Here is a 15,808-nt window from a genome sequence, read left to right as displayed (position 1 = left end):
AGCATCGATAATGGACGTTATCGATCGTGAACACTGAAGCGGACAGGCATAGGCATTTTTGCTGCCGCTCGCTCTTTTAGCCCGCGCGGACATCCCCTCCTCTACACAATGTTGATTTTGTTGCGGTCTGTTGAGAGAGGCTGAAAAGCCACGGTCAAAATCCACGGTATCGCGCCACGCGACGCAGAATGCGGATAGCTAGATTGGCGGAAGGCTCCCGAGGTGCCACGATGAGAAGAATAGTCGCCAGCACGTTGGCTGGCGCAGCTTTGGCAGTTGGAGCGGCGTGGGTAGCCGGCTTCAATTCGACCATCGCGGCATCGGCTCGTTGTTTTTAACTTAAGGACTCGCCTCGCTGGAGGGGCAAGTCCATGCGCGCAATCGGGCAGAGAATCCAAGAGATCGAACAGCCGCCGGTCAAAATCTGTCGGTGCGGCAGGCCCCAAGATTTGGTCCGGACCATCCTCAACGTACGCACCGGGAAACACGAGCACATTATTGAGTGCAGCTCATGCGGCGAACGAACCTGGACGACTAAGGCTCGGGCGACCAGACTTCGGCACCATCGGCGGCTGAGAGGGCCTCATGCTCACGTCCGAAAAGACGATGACAAGGCGCGCGAAAAAAATGGCCCCAGCGAGGGGGGCAAGCTGAGGCCGAGTTTTCACTTTGGTCATCATCCAGCACCGCCCTAGGCCGAACGGCACCGGACATCCAACAACCATTGCTAAACACGCTTCGTTCCTGTCGGAAACTAGTTGGCTCATCCGACCGGAGAACGATTGACCCATCGATTGTGCGACGCGTCGCACGATCGACAACTGCTAGCGGCTTCCCGCCCGCTCGATTTGGCGGGAAAATGCCGCTCATGGCTCCAAAACATCACCCTACGCCTCTCGGGCGTGTCTCCGTTTGGAGGTACGAAGTGGCGAGGCAAAGTGGCGGATGGAGAGAACCGGGGACAAAACATACTCGGAGCCGGCAAGTTAATACCTTGATAATACTTAGGTAATTCAAATTGCAAGGTTGATTGCCCATTTCTGAGCTCAACGAGCAAGTGAGACGGAAACTGCATAAGCAAGGGCGCGCCGAGGGGAAGGACGCCCCTCGAGGCGCGGTTGCTGCGCGACATCCGGACTGCCATCTACGCCCCGTCAAGGAGTCGCGACCCAGGCTGCCGATCTAAGGTTATCCGCTCTACTTCACTTCGTCCCAACTGGTGCCGTTGAATTTCTGCAGTACGACGTGGGTCACCACCCGGTAGTCCGTTGGACTGGTGTTGATCAGGCTGCCGGGTAGCAGCAGGCCGAGGCGGAAGTTCTTCAGGTTCGCGGCTTGCTTCATTATGTTCTCCCGGGTCAGATCGTCGCCGCACTGACGCAACACCTGCTCCAGTGTTTGAGCTACGGCGTAGCCGGCCACTGTCAGACTGTCATTGGTGTCCGTGCCCGGCATGTTCTCCTTCATCCAGGCCTTCCACGCGACGATATCGGGATCGTTGGCCCATCGGGGATCGGTCGCATCTTTAATAAATCCGGCGGTCATGATGCCCACCGACTTCTCGAGCCCGGCGGGCTTGAAGGTCGCTCCGATCGAGGCCGCGCCGAGATGCAGGAAGGTCTCCGGCTTCCATTTCAAATCCCACATCTTGCCAATCGCCTGTGCCCCCTGTTTCGCGTACGTAAAAAGAAACAGAGCGTCGGCACCGGAGTTCTGCAAGATCACCATCTGACTATCGATGGTCGGATCGGTCGGCTGGAAACTCTGGGCGCTGGCAATCATCTTGTCGGCGTCCGGCCCGAGCCCGTCCTTAAGGCCGGCGATCAGGTCCTTGCCAAAATCGTCGTTCTGATAAAGGATTCCGATCTTCGGATGCGGATTGTGGGCAAGCAAGCTCTTGCCATAGAACTTCGCCTCGTCGTGCAGGTTAGGCTGCCATCCCATCGTCCAGTGGAAATGCTCGGGGTCGTTGAGAGCCGACGAGCCTGCGGCCGGAAACAGCTGCGGCACGCCCTGTTTGTTGAGATAGGGGCGGATCGCCATGTTCAGCGGCGTGCCAAGGACACCGAAGATCAGCGCTACCTCGTCGCCTTCCACTAAGCTTCGGACGTTCTCGACCGCTTTGGGCGGCGAGTAAGCGTCGTCCCGACTGATTAATGTGATCTTGCGGCCGTTGATGCCACCTCTGGCGTCGTTCAACCATTTGAAGTAAGCCGCCTCGGTTTTGCCGAGCACGCCGTATGCCGATGCCGGTCCACTGTAGGCTATGGTCTGACCGACCTTGATCTCGCTGTCGCTGACACCCGGCCCGTACTTCTTCTCGGCCAGCGCCGGCTGAGCAACGAGAACAAACGCCGCGCCGACTAGCGCGGTGACGCGAATGGACATCGGCTTCCTCCCAAGTGCTTTTTTGTTGAAGTAAGTCTGATTGAAGCTCGTGGGCTTGGCAATGACGGGGCGCAGTCATTGGCGAGACAGCGCGGCTTCTCGACCGCTGCGATCAGAGGCGAACGTCGCTCACAGCCCGTCCCATGTCCGCTTTGGGGTCAAAAGCCGGCGTAAACTCAGGGGTGTGCGATGTCCGTTAAGGGCCAGAAGTCGGCTCCCTACGGCACCGTACCTCTCACGACCCAGGCAGTAGCTGCGTAAGAGCGGGGACCGTCCGTCTCACCGTCGAGATAGGCCGATTGTGCAGCTTCGCGTAGCTTGGCCTTCGCAGCGCTATCCAGCGAGCCGACAAAGGCTGCGATCGGTCCTTCGCTGCCGTCTGCGGGAGTCCAAAAGTCGGCAAAAGACGCATAGTCCATCCTGATAGTTCGCATATCCTGCTCGACCTCGTTCAAACCGGACGCGCACCACGCTTGCGCCAGATCTCCGGGCCGGCTCAAGGGCCGAGTGTAGGCGCGCGCCCGCGCCGCGTACCCGCGTGGATCGAGCATCGCTGCGGCGTCGAAGATCATCCGGAAAGCCACAAATCCGCCGCGCGTATCCCATGTCGCGGCGGCGATGGTGCCGCCCGGTCGGGTCACCCGCTTCATCTCGCGTATCGCCAGATCGGTGTCGGGAGCGAACTGCAACGCCAGCATCGAAAGCGAATGATCGAACCAGGCGTCCGCGAACGGTAAGGCGCAGGCATCGCCGACCTCGAATGTGAGACGCGGATCGCTATTTCCACGCCTTGCGTGTTCGATGTAGGTGGGTGCCAGGTCGAGGCCGGTGATGCTGCCGATGGCGGGATTGCCGGCGAGACAGATGGCGAGATTTCCGGTCCCGCAGCCGACGTCAAGTACACGGGCGGCACGATCGATCCCGGCAAAGTCAATCAACAGCGGTGCGAGGCGTCGGCTCCATCGTCCCATCTGCAATTCGTAAGCGTCACCGTCATTCGCCAGGAAGGCCTGTGTCGGTGCGCGGTCCATCGTCTCCCCTCCACTATTTTGCCCCGAGGCCGGCGGTGCGCACCAACTCGGCATCGATTGTGATCTGCCTGGCTACCATTGCATCCAGCGCTTCGGGGATCAAATGCATGGGCTCAATACCGAGCGCGGCAAGCTTGTCTCGCACCTTCGGCTCGGCAAGCGCCTTGTGCGTCTCGACCGCAAGCCGGTCGATAATGGCGCGGGAGGTCTTCGCGGGTGCGAAGATTGCGATCCAGAACGAATAATCGGCGTTGGAAAACCCTGCCTCCAAAAGCGTCGGCACATCAGGAATGGCCGACAGCCGCGCCGGCGCGTTGACCGCCAATCCCACAAGCTTGCCATCGCGTAAGAACGGAAGCGCGATCGCGATCGGCGCGAGAAAATAGTCGATCCGGCCAGCCATCATTTCACCCAATATCTCGGGCGCGGCCTTGAAGGGCACGTGGACGGATACGATTCCAGCGCTGTTGTTGAACCTGACCGCACTCAGATGGGTCGCAGTGCCGATGCCCGCCGACGCGAAATTGAGTGAACCGGGTGTTGCCTTCGCTGCCCCCACAAGGTCGGAGACGTGCGTAAAACCCTTCGCGGGCGACGCGAGCAGGACGCTGGGCACGAGGCCGAGCGGCGCTATCGCTGCAAAGTCATGCGATACGTCGTAGCTGAGTGAGGGAAAGAGCGAAGGGGCGATCGTATGAGCGGAAAAATTGACCAACAGCGTGTAACCGTCCGCATTGGCCTTTGCGACGGCGCTGGCGCCGGTCGTTGTACCGGCGCCCGGCCTGTTCTCGACGATGACCGGTTGGCCGAGTTGGGCCGAGACTTGCTCGAAGACAATGCGCGGAACGATGTCGGTCGTCGTGCCCGCCCCAAACGGCACAATGACGTGGATCGGCCTGACCGGCCAAGTTTCGGCGCCGGCGGTGGAAGCAATCAGGGCAAATGCAACGGTTGGGGAAGCGAGCAGACGCAATGGGTTCATGGCATCATCGAAAGCCTTTCCGTTCGCATCGGCGAACGGCGACCACCGTCACAAAGGCCCGTCCATACGTCCAATAGCTAATTGATCTAGCATCCTATGCCGCAGCAGCATACTGTTGGGCCATGGACATCAGGCACGCCCGCACCTTTGTTGCAGTCGCGGAATCCGGCACCGTCTCAAAAGCCGCTCAGCAACTTCGTATCGCGCAGCCCGCGCTCTCGCGCCAGATTGCCAATCTTGAGCAGGAATTCGGCCTCAAGCTATTTGATCGTATCCGCGGGCGGCTGACGTTGACGGGCGAAGGAGAACAACTGCTCGGCGACTGTCGCGCGCTGCTGAACCAGGCAGATGTGATCCGTGAACGTGCGGAGGTGCTGCGAAGCGGAGAAACAGGCGTGCTACGCCTCGCCGCTTCACCGCAATTCATCGAAGGGGTTATTTCGCCGTTCTGGCACCAGTATACGAAGCGCTATCCCAACGTCCACGTGGTGATGATCGAGGCGCTGGGCTGGCCGCATATCCGCGACCTGCTGGAGCGTGGCGACATTCATCTCGGTCAGAATCTTCTCAGTGCTGTGCCCAAGGGGGATACGCGCTACGCAAGTGTCACCCTGAAGCCCGTGGATCAGCTTGCGGCCTTTCATCCGACGCTTGCGATCCGCAAGTCCGCAACGATCGAAATTGCGGAACTGGCATCCCATCCTTTGTTGCTGCTGGACAACAATTTCGTGTTCCGCCGAACGTTTGACGCTGCCTGCCGTCTCGCCCACCTCGAGATCAACGTCAAATTCGAAAGTCGCACCCCGCACACGCTGATGGCAATGGCTGAGGATGGGCACGGCGTTGCAATCATTCCCTCCGCGGTGCGGGCAATGGGCTACAAGTTGAGAATTGCCGGTGTCACGTTTCAAAAAAAGCCGCTGCGCGAGCCGATCGCATTGTTCTGGGATCGGCAGCGCACCCTCCCCCGCTACGCCAATGCGTTCTGCGACATGCTCGCGGATTTCATGAAGGATGCTTTTCCGGTCACCCGTCCATCTGAACGGATGCGCACTGGCGCGCGTGGTCGATAGCAGCTGGTTCCACCTAAATAACGCTGCAATGTCCGATGTCGGGAGTGAAGCGGACGTTACGGTTGCGCGTAGAAGGTGACCTCAATCGCTACCGTGCTCAGCCTCCCTCATTTTCACTTGGCGCCCAGAAGAAGGGCATCCAGTGTACGCGCAAGCCCGATCCGCCGCCTTCGGATTAGCCTCATGACGTGGATGGTCAAGCGGCCTTTCTCTCCGCTGGAACTGTGTCAAAGCCGACGCGCGGGAAACGAAGGTTCACTTCTCCCACCGAGGGGTCTTCATGGCGGATCACCACCTCGTCTGCGGTCCACGCCAGCAGTGCTCCATGTACGGCGTTGCCATAGTCATCCGGCGTCACACTGACCCAATCGCCGCGCTGGAGCCCGACGTTCGCCGCCTCGGGCAACCAATCGTCAGGCTCGCTTGGCTGGTTTGCCCGGGCCGCCTCGATCGCCTGGTCGGGCGTCATTTCCGAGAATTTTCCGTGGCCAAGATCAGCAACTCTCTTGTACCAGGGGTCGATCACGGTTGCGAAAGCGAGCAGGTCGTTGACTTCGCTGCCGCCATTTTGCCGCGCGAACCAAATCGGATGGTAGGCCGACAGATCGGCGGCGGAAGGCTCGTTTCCAAGTATGAACTTGCGGCCGTCGGCGAGGGCTTCGGCAAGCCACGCGAGGTGGGCGTCAAACCTCTGCAAGTAAAGCGCGCGCTTGGGGCGCAGTTCACCGGGATCAAGGTTGACGCGAAACAACGGGCGCCGCTCATCGATTAACTCCTGAGGAATCCCGGGCATGTTGCCGATCGTCAGGCACACGGCGTTGAAGAAAGAGCCCTTCTCGATCCACCAGCCGAAAGCCTTCGTCATCGCTTCCTGCCCTTTTGGATAAAGCGCGCCTGACTGACCCAATTTCTCGATGATTTGAATGATGTGCAGAGTGTCGCAATAGAATTCGGATCCGATCTGGAGAATCGGGGTTCTTCTGTAGCCTCCCGTCATCGGCGTGAGCTTGGGGCGCGGCGTCCAGATGGGAATGTCGACAGAGCTCCATGTGACGCCTTTGAGACCCAAGGCGAGCCGTACCTTTTCCGAGTAAGGCGAGAGTGCGTAGTGATGCAAGATGATCTCTGACATATGTTTTCCTTCCCCGTGTTATCCTGCAGATATACAAACCGGCTGAATCCGCTCTCGGCTCGAGAGAGCTTGTTCGTGGGCATTCCGCGAGACGGAGACTCCAGAAAATCCGAGCCACCAACTTCCAGCTATCGCCGAGCCTGACGGTCAGCGATAGCTGGACGCATTTGAGTGCAGAAAATTAGCTACTCCTATTTTCGCTGCGCCTGCATGTCGAAGCCAAGGAATTCGAACGGCGTGTCGCCATTGACCCAGCCGTGCCACGTATGCGGTTGGAACAGGATGACGTCGTCAGGCTTGTAAGTGATCTCGCCGTACTTTTTGCCAGCCTTGTCGTTCAAGGTCATCGTGCCAGTGCCGCTGATGACGTAAAGAACGTAGGTTTGTTCCTCCGCTCCCTCGTGAAGCGCAATCGAGCCGTTGGCATCAACATGCCCGCGCATCACATTGATGCCCTTGCCGATATCAACGCTGTTAGGCGGCACCTGATAGATTGCCGCATAGTTGAAACCTTTGTTCGGTATGCCGCCGATATCCGGTATCGGCGCGAGCTTTCCAGGATCCTTCTTGACAGCAATCGCCTTCCCGCTGGGATCCACTTCAATACTCGTCAGATCGCCTGCAAACGCCGGGGCAGCAAAAGCGAGTGCCACCCCGAGCCCATAAATTAGGCCACGCATTTCTTTCCCTCCCTCTTGTGTTTGAATTGTCGAATGGGCGTCGTCCAGGCCCCTCCGAAAGAGAGCGACCCGCTGGTAATGTGCCGCTATCGAGCGACTCTGAGAGCCCTTCGACTAACCGCCCGTTCGCGCTTCGAGGAAGAGCTGGGTAAACGGCTTTGCCAACACCGGCTCAAGCTTGGGCACAATCGCCTTGATGTCGGGCGTTACCATGTGAGCGTCGAGCGCGGACTTATCGGACCAGCGCTCGAAGGTGAGAAACCGCCCGGGCTCGCCAATGACTTCCATCAGCGTATAGACGACGCAGCCAGGCTCCTTGGCCGACCTTTCGGCGAAGGGCACGAGGAGCGTTCGTAGATCGTCCGCCTTGTCCTTCTTGGACACGATCTCCGCGATCACAAAATAGCCACTCTGTCCCACGGCTTCTGCCGGTGAAGCGGCAAAAACCGCGGCCGCAACACCACCGATGGCAGCAGTTCCAACGAACGCACGGCGATCCATGTCGGACATGGCATTCCTCCCCTCTGGTTTTGTTTTCATTTGCAAATCCGGTGACGAAATACGTTTGCCGGAGGCACCCCATATTGATGAGGTGCATATATTTTGCACACAAAGTAATGAGAGTCAAACGTACTGGATGCTATATAGTCAAGCGCTATAATATTGCGGCCGGTGAGACTTGGCTGATGCAACTGCTAACGTTAGGATTCCGCCTAAGGGATGATTTGTTTTGAATGGGCAGGCAGGATGAAGACACAAACGATGAACGCGCGGCGCGACGCTAAGAACCAAGGCAACCAGCGTTCCATTGCGCCAGTTGAGATGCCGGGGCTCGACAACCACCTTTGCTTTGCGCTCTATGCTGCAAGCAACCACATGACGCGCCTATTCGTACCGTTCCTCAAGAAGCTCGGCGTCACCTATCCGCAATATCTGGTCCTCGTTGTGCTTTGGGAACGCGGGGCGCGGGGCGTCGGAGACTTGGCTTCCGCGCTGCAAATGGATCTCGGCTCCCTCTCGCCGATGCTGAAACGTCTTGAGGCCAAGGGATTGGTGACGCGGCGGCGGCAGGCAGAAGACGAACGGCGCGTGCTCGTTGACTTAACGCCTAAAGGCGCTGCGCTTCGCAGGCGAACCGAACAGATGCTGGGCGAATTCTACTGCTTCCTCAACGTGCCTCTTGACGAGCTCTTTGATCTGAAGGACCGGCTGCGTCATTTCGTAAGCTCGGCTGGTCCCAAGGAGGCGAAGATCGCGACTATTAAGCTACCAGAGTCGGCGTTCTAACACGAGTGAGCCGCGAGGGCGCGTCCTTCATTTTCGCCCGAAGTAGCCGATTTAGCATTAGCGATGGTACGGCGAAGTCGTCTTTGGTCAGAAGCTCACGCGAGCCGAGACCGGTGCGACGTCCGCTGAGGGCATGAGCAGAAGTTGTCACGCTGAGAGCATCGGAGCCTAGCTCAATAACGATCGTCCCAGCCGAAAGCGCGTCCCCTGATCGGAGCTGCAACTAGGTCATCGCAAGGCGCGCTTTCAGGCGCGGCGTCATCCAATTCAACAATGCACGCTGCTTGATCGGTACCAGCTTCCGCGGCGCGTGGACAATATGGACCGGCAGCGGCTCCTCCAGCACGATCGCAAGTTTGCCAGCGCGCTTCGCGCCGTCCATCTCGTACGACATCACCCGCGTCAGCCCGCGCGAGCAGACTGGGACTCGGGCTGGGCCTTTATATCACTTCCCAAATCGCGGAAGCGGATGACTGCGCTCTTAGCATGACATCGACGCTGGCGGAAACCGCTTCACATTCACGATGTCACTTGGTTAATCGAACGCAATCGTCACCAACGCCCGAGTGAATCCCGCTAACCCGCGAGTGAATGCTCCAGGAAGAAACGCAGCATTTCCCTCGTGGCGTCAGGTCCTCGAGGATCGGTGTGGGAGCCGGCGGGGCTCCCTCCCGACCAGGCGTGCCCGCTACCGTGAACGTTCCAATGCTCAGCAATTGTCCGTCCGACCGCATCGGTAAGGATAGTGCGGGTATAACCATGCCCATTGGGCACTCTTCCACGAATCACGTTCGTTGTGAGATTGGTGGCCTTGGTTGCCTGTTGTAGAATTCGGTCACCATTGATCGGGTGTACTGTGGCGTCGCGATCGCCATGAAAAACGATGGTCGGTACAGAAAGTCCATCATCCGTTGTTGCTTCCGCCCTCCCTCCCTGCCGCATGGCGAGGAACGCGGAGGGAAGATCGCTGGCGGCTCCGCAGGCAAGACCGGAATGTATCCCGACTGCCGCGTACAAGTCGGCGTGCGTCGCTCCCATGACAGCGGCAGCGGCCCCGCCAGCGGACAACCCCCCAACGTAAACGCGCTTCGGGTCAATTGAATAGTCCCGCATGATTTGGCGGGTAATACCGGCGATCAGCGAAGGTTCGCCGCCGCCCCGCCGTTGGTCGCCTGTACGAAACCAGTTCCAGCATTTCGACTGATTGGCCCCACTGGACTGCTCCGGATAGACCACGAAGCAATTCTGCTCTTCCGCCAGGAAATTCATCCTCGTGCCGGTCGCGAAATCCTCGGGCGACTGGGTACAGCCGTGAAGCATCACCACCAGGGGAGTTGCCTGTCCTTCATAACGGCTTGGGATGAACAGTTTGTAGGTCCGGCTTCCCTCGGCGCTTTTGAACGTGCCTTCGATGAAGCTTGCGCCATTGGGCGCGATATCCCACGCGGATCGCGGAGCACGCCCGGCGGGCTCCCGCAGACGAAGCCGCAATGGTTCTTTTATGCTGTCGAAGCGCGCCCGGCTATTGGCTCGCGGAACACCCGGGTAAGCCTGCGTGGGTCCGCTGTCGCGCTCCTCGACGACGTTGGCATTCAACTCGATGGTTGGCGGTTCGAGCCTGGTGGGTGTGGCATGGGCGGCGCTGCTGAGCGGTTGTGGGGCGCTCTCGTCGCCAAGCATACGCTGCAGCAGCGCGGTAGCCTCGACCAGTTGGCCCGCACGTGTGAGACGCGTCGCCTCGCGAATTATTTGCTGATTTAGCATCTCATCACCTTATTCTGTCGACGAGCGCGGCCTTGACCGCTGGAGTGGCATGGAAAGCCCCCAACACCGAAACTGAAGCAATCGTGGCGCGGGCGAGTTCGGGCGTGACGTTCTCAGCGATAGTCGCCAAGCCAAGCACGTTGATATGGAGCGTCTCACCAGCGCGCTGCGCCGCTTCGAGATCTTCGCGGCTGAAATTCCTAAGCCCCAAGTCCAGATTCTTCCGAACCGTTGATTGCCTCAGGACGTCCGCGTGTCGCTCGAGTTGGTTGCGGATCGCTGTCCGTATGAAATCGGTCCGGTTCGAATAGAACCCTTCCCGCACCATCAGATCGACGTGGCCAAGATCGACATAGCCAAGATTGACCGTGATTTTCTCCGTGTCAGGTATCCTGGGTCGCAAGTCGCGGACGTTACTCGGCATAATAATACCTCAACCATCCATATGGATGCCCACTGGATGGTAAATGTGTCCCGTTCGGGCAATTTCAAGGGATAGTTTGTCGCTCGCTTCAGACTGGCGTTCTGCTGCGTGGGCGATGCCGGACACTCTGACGCAGGATCCGACGCGCGGTTTTGAGCGCGATCAAACCCGTTCCAATCCACATGCGGAGCGTCGACATTCTCTTATCGGGGATTTGAAAGGCTTTCGCGACGCGATTGACCGGCAGCCGAGGGCCGCGAGGAAGAATCGGGGCCTGCCGAGCTTTGGCCCACGCTTTGCCGCTGCATAAACATCCCGCTCGTTGTGGCACCGGCTATGAGGAGACATCGGAGTTCGACGCCATTCCGCTCCGATTGATTTCAGTGTCTAGTGAGAAGCTTTTCTGGGTGGTCAATCGTACACATTCGACCCCCGTCACAATCATCCTCGTATCGGTCGGATTGTGATTGCGTGAGGCAGCAACGCCGGCGATCTCGCGATTTGAACCGCCTATGGTTTCGCTCAACTCGAACGTTTTTCAGTATCTACTGACAAGCTGAGTGACGAAAGCGATGACGTCACAGAGACCAACGTGAATCAATTCCCACCCTACGTCGAAGCTGCAACTCGCTTTTAGAACGGTAGACCCTGCTTGTGCTCACGTCGAGATAGTCGCACGCATGCAAACACCTCAAATCGGAGCACGCTTATCGACGCCGGGCTACAGCAACTCCAATCAAGAAAGCAATCAACAGCGAACCAAGGGGCGCTTCGCGGGCGATATTACTTAGTATACTCAACGGCATTCCCGGGCGACGACCAGCCTCTATCGCGCCACTCACTCGGTTGGCAGTATCTTTCACGACCTCTGAAACTTCGGCGAACGTGGATTTCGTCTCTGGAACGGGATCCAAGCCGTCGTAGATATAAGGTGGCTTCGGGCTATCATCATCGCTCATGGTCTGTATCCCAAGGCGCTAGATGGTGCGCCGGTTTGTCTGGGTTATCTAGCCGAGATAGCGCGTCCGAGGCGGCGAGCGCTGTGGCTGTCGCGTCAACAACAGGCCAAGCGCAAAGCCTACCGCGCTTGCGACCAGCATCGCGCCAAGTGGATTTTCCTCCACTTTATTCGCAATTGCCTGCGTGCCGTCGCGGAATGCATCGCCGCTATTTTCGTAAGTGTCCTTCGCATAGCCGACGGCGGCGTCTGAGGCTTGGCGCGCCGCGTCTTTAGCCTGGCCGTACAGGTTCTGCGCAGTGCCCTTCCCATCGCGGAGTTGGCCCGCTGCCTCCGTTTTCGGGTCGCCAGGGATGTTGCCGACAGCGCTCTCGACCCTACCGGCAAAATCCTTCGCCGGGCCGACGATCCGATCCTTGTCCATGTTGCACCGTTCCAGAATGAAGTCGCAACGGACCAATAGTTAGCTTGAGTAACGGTTCCTCTTAAGTCCAAACAAGGTCCTGAAGTCCTGCCAAGGGCCATAAGGCGGCATCGGTTAGAACTGGTGGTGCGTCGGTTATGGCCGGGGACCGACCTGCTGACATTGAGTGACTCGAAGGTTACAATTGCGGATCAGTAGAGGTTGGTCCGCCCTATCTTTTGAAAGCGAACGGCCCATGTCGCGTTTGATGCATCGAAGTTTGGCACGGCGTAGCGGAGTTCTTCGCCATGGAGCCTCTGCTTCGGAGCGGAAGAAGGACATTTTCAACGGCTTATGAAATTAGAGGACTGCTATTGGAGGACATATCATGGAGCGTAGACTCGCAGCAATTTTAGCTGCCGACGTGGCTGGCTACAGCCGTCTCATGGGCGTCGACGAGGAAGGCACGCTCGCGCTATTGAAGGGGCACCGGAAAGCGCTAGTCGATCCCAAAATCGAGGAACATCGGGGACGTATTGTCAAGACCACGGGGGACGGCATGCTGGTTGAATTTGCATCCGTGGTTGACGCAGTCCGATGCGCCGTTGAGGTCCAACGCGGGATGAGCGAGCGGAACGCAACGGCAAGCGTCGACAAGCGGATCGAGTTTCGAATTGGTATAAACCTCGGCGACATCATCAGCGACGACGATGATATTTACGGCGATGGCGTGAACATTGCCGCGCGGCTTGAAAGTATAGCCGAACCGGGTGGAATCTACATTTCGCGCCAAGCGCACGATCACTTGCTCGAAAAACTCTCGTTCACCTGCGCGAAGCTGGGACTTCGAAACCTAAAAAATATCGCGAAGCCCGTCGAGGTCTATTCGGTCAACTTCAGTTCAGTCAGCATGACGCAGGAAATCAAATATTGCCGAGCACCCGATGGCGTACGACTTGCCTATGCAACCGTAGGGCATGGTCCCCCCTTAGTTAAAGCGGCGAACTGGATGAATCACCTTGAATACGACTGGGAAAGTCCAATCTGGCATCATGTGCTGGAGGGATTGGCGAGAAATCATTCGCTGGCTCGATACGACGCTCGAGGCAACGGCCTGTCCGACTGGGATGTCGATGAGCTTTCTCTGGATGCATGGGTCAGTGATTTAGAAACCGTAGTCGATACCCTTGGGATTAAGCGTTTTCCGCTTGTTGGCGTCTCCCAAGGCTGTGCGATATCCATCGCTTACGCTGTTCGACATCCAGAGCGCCTTTCTCACCTGATCCTATATGGCGGTTTTGCATTGGGCCGCAACAAGCGATCGCCGGAGGAGCTTGAGAAGCGGAAAGCGATGGGGACCTTGATCCGCCTTGGCTGGGGCATGGATGATCCGGCATTCCGTCAAATGTTCACGTCGCAGTTCATTCCCGAAGGCACAAAGGAACAGGCTGATTGGTTCAATGATCTTCAACGGAAGACCACATCACCCGAATGCGCAGCTCGATACTTTGAAGTCGTAGCGGACTTCGATGTGCGCGAATTGCTTCCGCAGGTGCGCGTTCCAACTCTCGTCATGCATGTACGCGGAGATCTTATGGCTCCCATCGATGCGGGCCGTCAAATGGCGGCCGCAATCCCTGGGGCTCATTTTGTTGCACTTCCCGGGCGAAACCACCTCTTTCTGAAGCACGAACCTGCCAGCGCTCGCTTCTTCGACGAATTCAATCTCTTTCTGACTAGGTGATATTAGCCGGAAACGTCGCCGCCTAGCGAACAAGAATCGCTTCGGGTCATTAGCAGGCAGTGAGATTGACCGTCTCACGTCCGCTCTGGGTCAAACGCCGAAGTCAGAGCGCCGTGACGTCCCCGCCGTTTAAGAGGGGCGCGGTGAGGAACCAATGATCCCGCCAACGCTTCATTGCTCAGGAGTAGTACTTGATTTGGCGTATTCCCAGAAGCGACCAACCGTGGTCCTGATTGTCGAGGACGAATTCCTCATCCGCATGGATGCGACGGATATGATCAGATCCGGCGGCTTCGAAGTCGTCGAGGCGAAAGACGCTGACGAGGCTATCGAAATTCTTGAGCACCGCCCCGACATCACAGTTATTTTCACGGATGTCCATATGCCTGGTTCCATGGACGGTCTGAAGTTGGCCGCGGCCGTTAGGGGTCGATGGCCGCCCATTAAGATCGTTGCGACATCTGGGAGAGCGAACCTGGGCGCTGACGATCTACCCTCTGGCAGCCGCTTTCTTCGAAAACCGTACAGCGCGCGAGAAATCGTTAGCATGTTGCGCGAGGTGACCAGCGACTCCTTATAGGAGTGTCGGGCCCGGAACCAACTGCTTCAGAGCCGATTGCAATAGCTGGTGAAATGTTCCCGTGCTCAATGTCCCGAAGCAAACCAAGGAAGTAGCGTCTAGTCCCGATGTCAAAACGACCCACCTCGCCCGTCAGAGCGCTAAAAGCAGAGTTACGCGCGGCTGGCGCTGGCTTGGCTGACAATGATGATCTTCTGCGCGGTGTCCTCGAGGGCAGCGGCGACTGCATCAAGATTTTGGACTTGGACGGCCATTTGCAGTTCATGAGCGAGGGCGGCAAGCGGGTAATGGAAGTCGAGGACTTCGGGAAGCTTAAAGGCTGTCCCTGGCCTGACTTCTGGGCTGGCGCTGGAAACGCGGATGCACGGGCCGCGGTCGAGACCGCGAAAGCAGGTGGCACCGCCCGGTTCAGGGGAGCGGCGAACACAGCAAAAGGAAATCCGAGATTTTGGGAAGTTCATGTGTCGCCCATTATCGGCGAAGATGGGAAACCATCGCAAATTCTTTCAATCTCGCGGGACATTACCGAACTTGCCGAATTCCAAGAGCAACAGAAGTTCCTAACCGCCGAATTGCAACACCGCATCAAAAACTCTCTCGCGATGGTGGCGGCTATCGCAAATCAGACTATTCGCGGCAACGACATGGAGGCGGCCCGAGAAGCATTCACGGCGCGGCTTATTACGCTGAGCCATGCGCACGATATTCTGGTTCAAACGAGTTGGACCAGTGCGCCGATCAAGGACGTAATCGAGGGAGCCCTAGCCCCTCATCGACCCAGTCAAGACCGCATTGATGTCAGCGGGCCCGAAATGCTCTTGCCGCCAAAACCTGCCTTGGCAATCGCACTTGCGATACACGAACTTGCTACGAACGCCGCGAAATACGGCGCGCTTTCCAGCAGTGAAGGCAAAGTGACGATTCTGTGGAAGACAAACGCTAGCGCATCAAATTCCAGCTTTCAGTTCGAATGGGTTGAGAAGGGCGGACCTCGCGTCGTCGAGCCCGAGCAGTCGAAAAGAGGGTTCGGAACGCGCTTGATCGAAAGACTGTTGAAGAACGATTTCGGGGGCGAAGTGGTACTAAACTTCAAACCGGATGGCTTGGTCTGCACGCTCAGCGCGCCTCTGGAAAAGCTGATTACGCCCGAATATTCGAAAGCCTGAACGGATAGGGTCAATCGCGTCTTTTATAAAGTCAGCCAGCTACTTCCGGTCCGCCTTCAGCTTCGGAGATGTCGTTGCAGCACGCTGGCTGGCGCGATAGGCCAGAACTGAGAAGTCACCCTGCGCAAGACAGACGCATATTCTCGTAGGAACTGCTGCACAACACTTTCGTTGGCCCGTATCCTAGACAAGAGGA

The 15,808-nt window shown here is 57.9% G+C and carries 16 protein-coding genes; 5 read left to right on the top strand and 11 right to left on the bottom strand.

Annotated features, from left to right (window positions below; translation table 11 throughout):
* Window positions 1–1,197: 1,197 nt before the first annotated feature.
* From G6P99_RS07525 to G6P99_RS07515, 3 genes are all read right to left on the bottom strand, one after another.
* On the bottom strand, window positions 1,198–2,388 hold the full coding sequence (locus tag G6P99_RS07525) for an ABC transporter substrate-binding protein (RefSeq protein WP_029083831.1): 1,191 nt from the start codon (window positions 2,386–2,388) through the stop codon (window positions 1,198–1,200).
* 218 nt (window positions 2,389–2,606) lie between these two features.
* Window positions 2,607–3,419, bottom strand: coding sequence for a class I SAM-dependent methyltransferase (locus G6P99_RS07520; protein WP_051346625.1), 813 nt, complete (start codon window positions 3,417–3,419; stop codon window positions 2,607–2,609).
* Window positions 3,420–3,432: 13 nt separating this feature from the next.
* Window positions 3,433–4,401, bottom strand: a complete 969-nt coding sequence (locus G6P99_RS07515) for a tripartite tricarboxylate transporter substrate-binding protein (protein WP_029083833.1) — start codon at window positions 4,399–4,401, stop codon at window positions 3,433–3,435.
* Window positions 4,402–4,523: 122 nt separating this feature from the next.
* Between G6P99_RS07515 and G6P99_RS07510 the strand changes: the two genes are divergently transcribed.
* A complete protein-coding gene (locus G6P99_RS07510) occupies window positions 4,524–5,474 on the top strand; it encodes a LysR family transcriptional regulator (RefSeq protein WP_051346626.1) in 951 nt (316 codons plus the stop codon).
* Between the two features lie 196 nt (window positions 5,475–5,670).
* On the opposite strand, the gene G6P99_RS07505 is transcribed toward G6P99_RS07510, so the two are convergent.
* The 3 genes from G6P99_RS07505 to G6P99_RS07495 form a co-directional block, all read right to left on the bottom strand.
* Complete coding sequence (locus G6P99_RS07505) at window positions 5,671–6,606, bottom strand: glutathione S-transferase family protein (protein ID WP_029083834.1); 936 nt, start codon at window positions 6,604–6,606, stop codon at window positions 5,671–5,673.
* A gap of 191 nt (window positions 6,607–6,797) precedes the next feature.
* Window positions 6,798–7,286 carry a cupin domain-containing protein gene (locus tag G6P99_RS07500; protein WP_084518639.1) on the bottom strand — a complete coding sequence of 163 codons (489 nt, stop codon included), beginning with the start codon at window positions 7,284–7,286 and terminating at the stop codon, window positions 6,798–6,800.
* 114 nt (window positions 7,287–7,400) lie between these two features.
* Window positions 7,401–7,796, bottom strand: coding sequence for a putative quinol monooxygenase (locus G6P99_RS07495; protein ID WP_051346627.1), 396 nt, complete (start codon window positions 7,794–7,796; stop codon window positions 7,401–7,403).
* 237 nt (window positions 7,797–8,033) lie between these two features.
* On the opposite strand from G6P99_RS07495, the gene G6P99_RS07490 reads away from it, so the two are divergent.
* A complete protein-coding gene (locus G6P99_RS07490) occupies window positions 8,034–8,573 on the top strand; it encodes a MarR family winged helix-turn-helix transcriptional regulator (protein WP_063618982.1) in 540 nt (179 codons plus the stop codon).
* A gap of 223 nt (window positions 8,574–8,796) precedes the next feature.
* Here the strand turns inward: G6P99_RS07490 and G6P99_RS07485 are convergent, their stop codons facing one another.
* From G6P99_RS07485 to G6P99_RS07465, 5 genes are all read right to left on the bottom strand, one after another.
* Window positions 8,797–8,955, bottom strand: a complete 159-nt coding sequence (locus G6P99_RS07485) for a hypothetical protein (RefSeq protein WP_156929064.1) — start codon at window positions 8,953–8,955, stop codon at window positions 8,797–8,799.
* Window positions 8,956–9,149: 194 nt separating this feature from the next.
* Window positions 9,150–10,337 carry an alpha/beta hydrolase family esterase gene (locus tag G6P99_RS07480; protein WP_029084891.1) on the bottom strand — a complete coding sequence of 396 codons (1,188 nt, stop codon included), beginning with the start codon at window positions 10,335–10,337 and terminating at the stop codon, window positions 9,150–9,152.
* A 4-nt stretch (window positions 10,338–10,341) separates the two neighbouring features.
* On the bottom strand, window positions 10,342–10,761 hold the full coding sequence (locus G6P99_RS07475) for a CopG family transcriptional regulator (RefSeq protein ID WP_029084892.1): 420 nt from the start codon (window positions 10,759–10,761) through the stop codon (window positions 10,342–10,344).
* Window positions 10,762–11,468: 707 nt separating this feature from the next.
* Complete coding sequence (locus tag G6P99_RS07470) at window positions 11,469–11,720, bottom strand: hypothetical protein (protein WP_084518798.1); 252 nt, start codon at window positions 11,718–11,720, stop codon at window positions 11,469–11,471.
* A 48-nt stretch (window positions 11,721–11,768) separates the two neighbouring features.
* A complete protein-coding gene (locus G6P99_RS07465; RefSeq protein WP_029084893.1) occupies window positions 11,769–12,143 on the bottom strand; it encodes a CsbD family protein in 375 nt (124 codons plus the stop codon).
* 367 nt (window positions 12,144–12,510) lie between these two features.
* Here G6P99_RS07465 and G6P99_RS07460 point away from each other — a divergent pair, with 367 nt between their 5' ends.
* From G6P99_RS07460 to G6P99_RS07450, 3 genes are all read left to right on the top strand, one after another.
* A complete protein-coding gene (locus G6P99_RS07460) occupies window positions 12,511–13,866 on the top strand; it encodes an alpha/beta fold hydrolase (RefSeq protein ID WP_029084894.1) in 1,356 nt (451 codons plus the stop codon).
* Between the two features lie 259 nt (window positions 13,867–14,125).
* A complete protein-coding gene (locus tag G6P99_RS07455) occupies window positions 14,126–14,446 on the top strand; it encodes a response regulator (protein ID WP_051346797.1) in 321 nt (106 codons plus the stop codon).
* Between the two features lie 173 nt (window positions 14,447–14,619).
* Window positions 14,620–15,612, top strand: a complete 993-nt coding sequence (locus G6P99_RS07450; protein ID WP_165127684.1) for a sensor histidine kinase — start codon at window positions 14,620–14,622, stop codon at window positions 15,610–15,612.
* Window positions 15,613–15,808 lie beyond the last annotated feature (196 nt).

Origin of the sequence: Bradyrhizobium sp. 6(2017), assembly GCF_011058295.2 — a bacterium.
GTDB classification, from domain to species: Bacteria; Pseudomonadota; Alphaproteobacteria; order Rhizobiales; family Xanthobacteraceae; genus Bradyrhizobium; species Bradyrhizobium septentrionale.
Note: the sequence above shows the minus strand (reverse complement) of the source record. Positions and strands in the feature narration are given on the sequence as shown.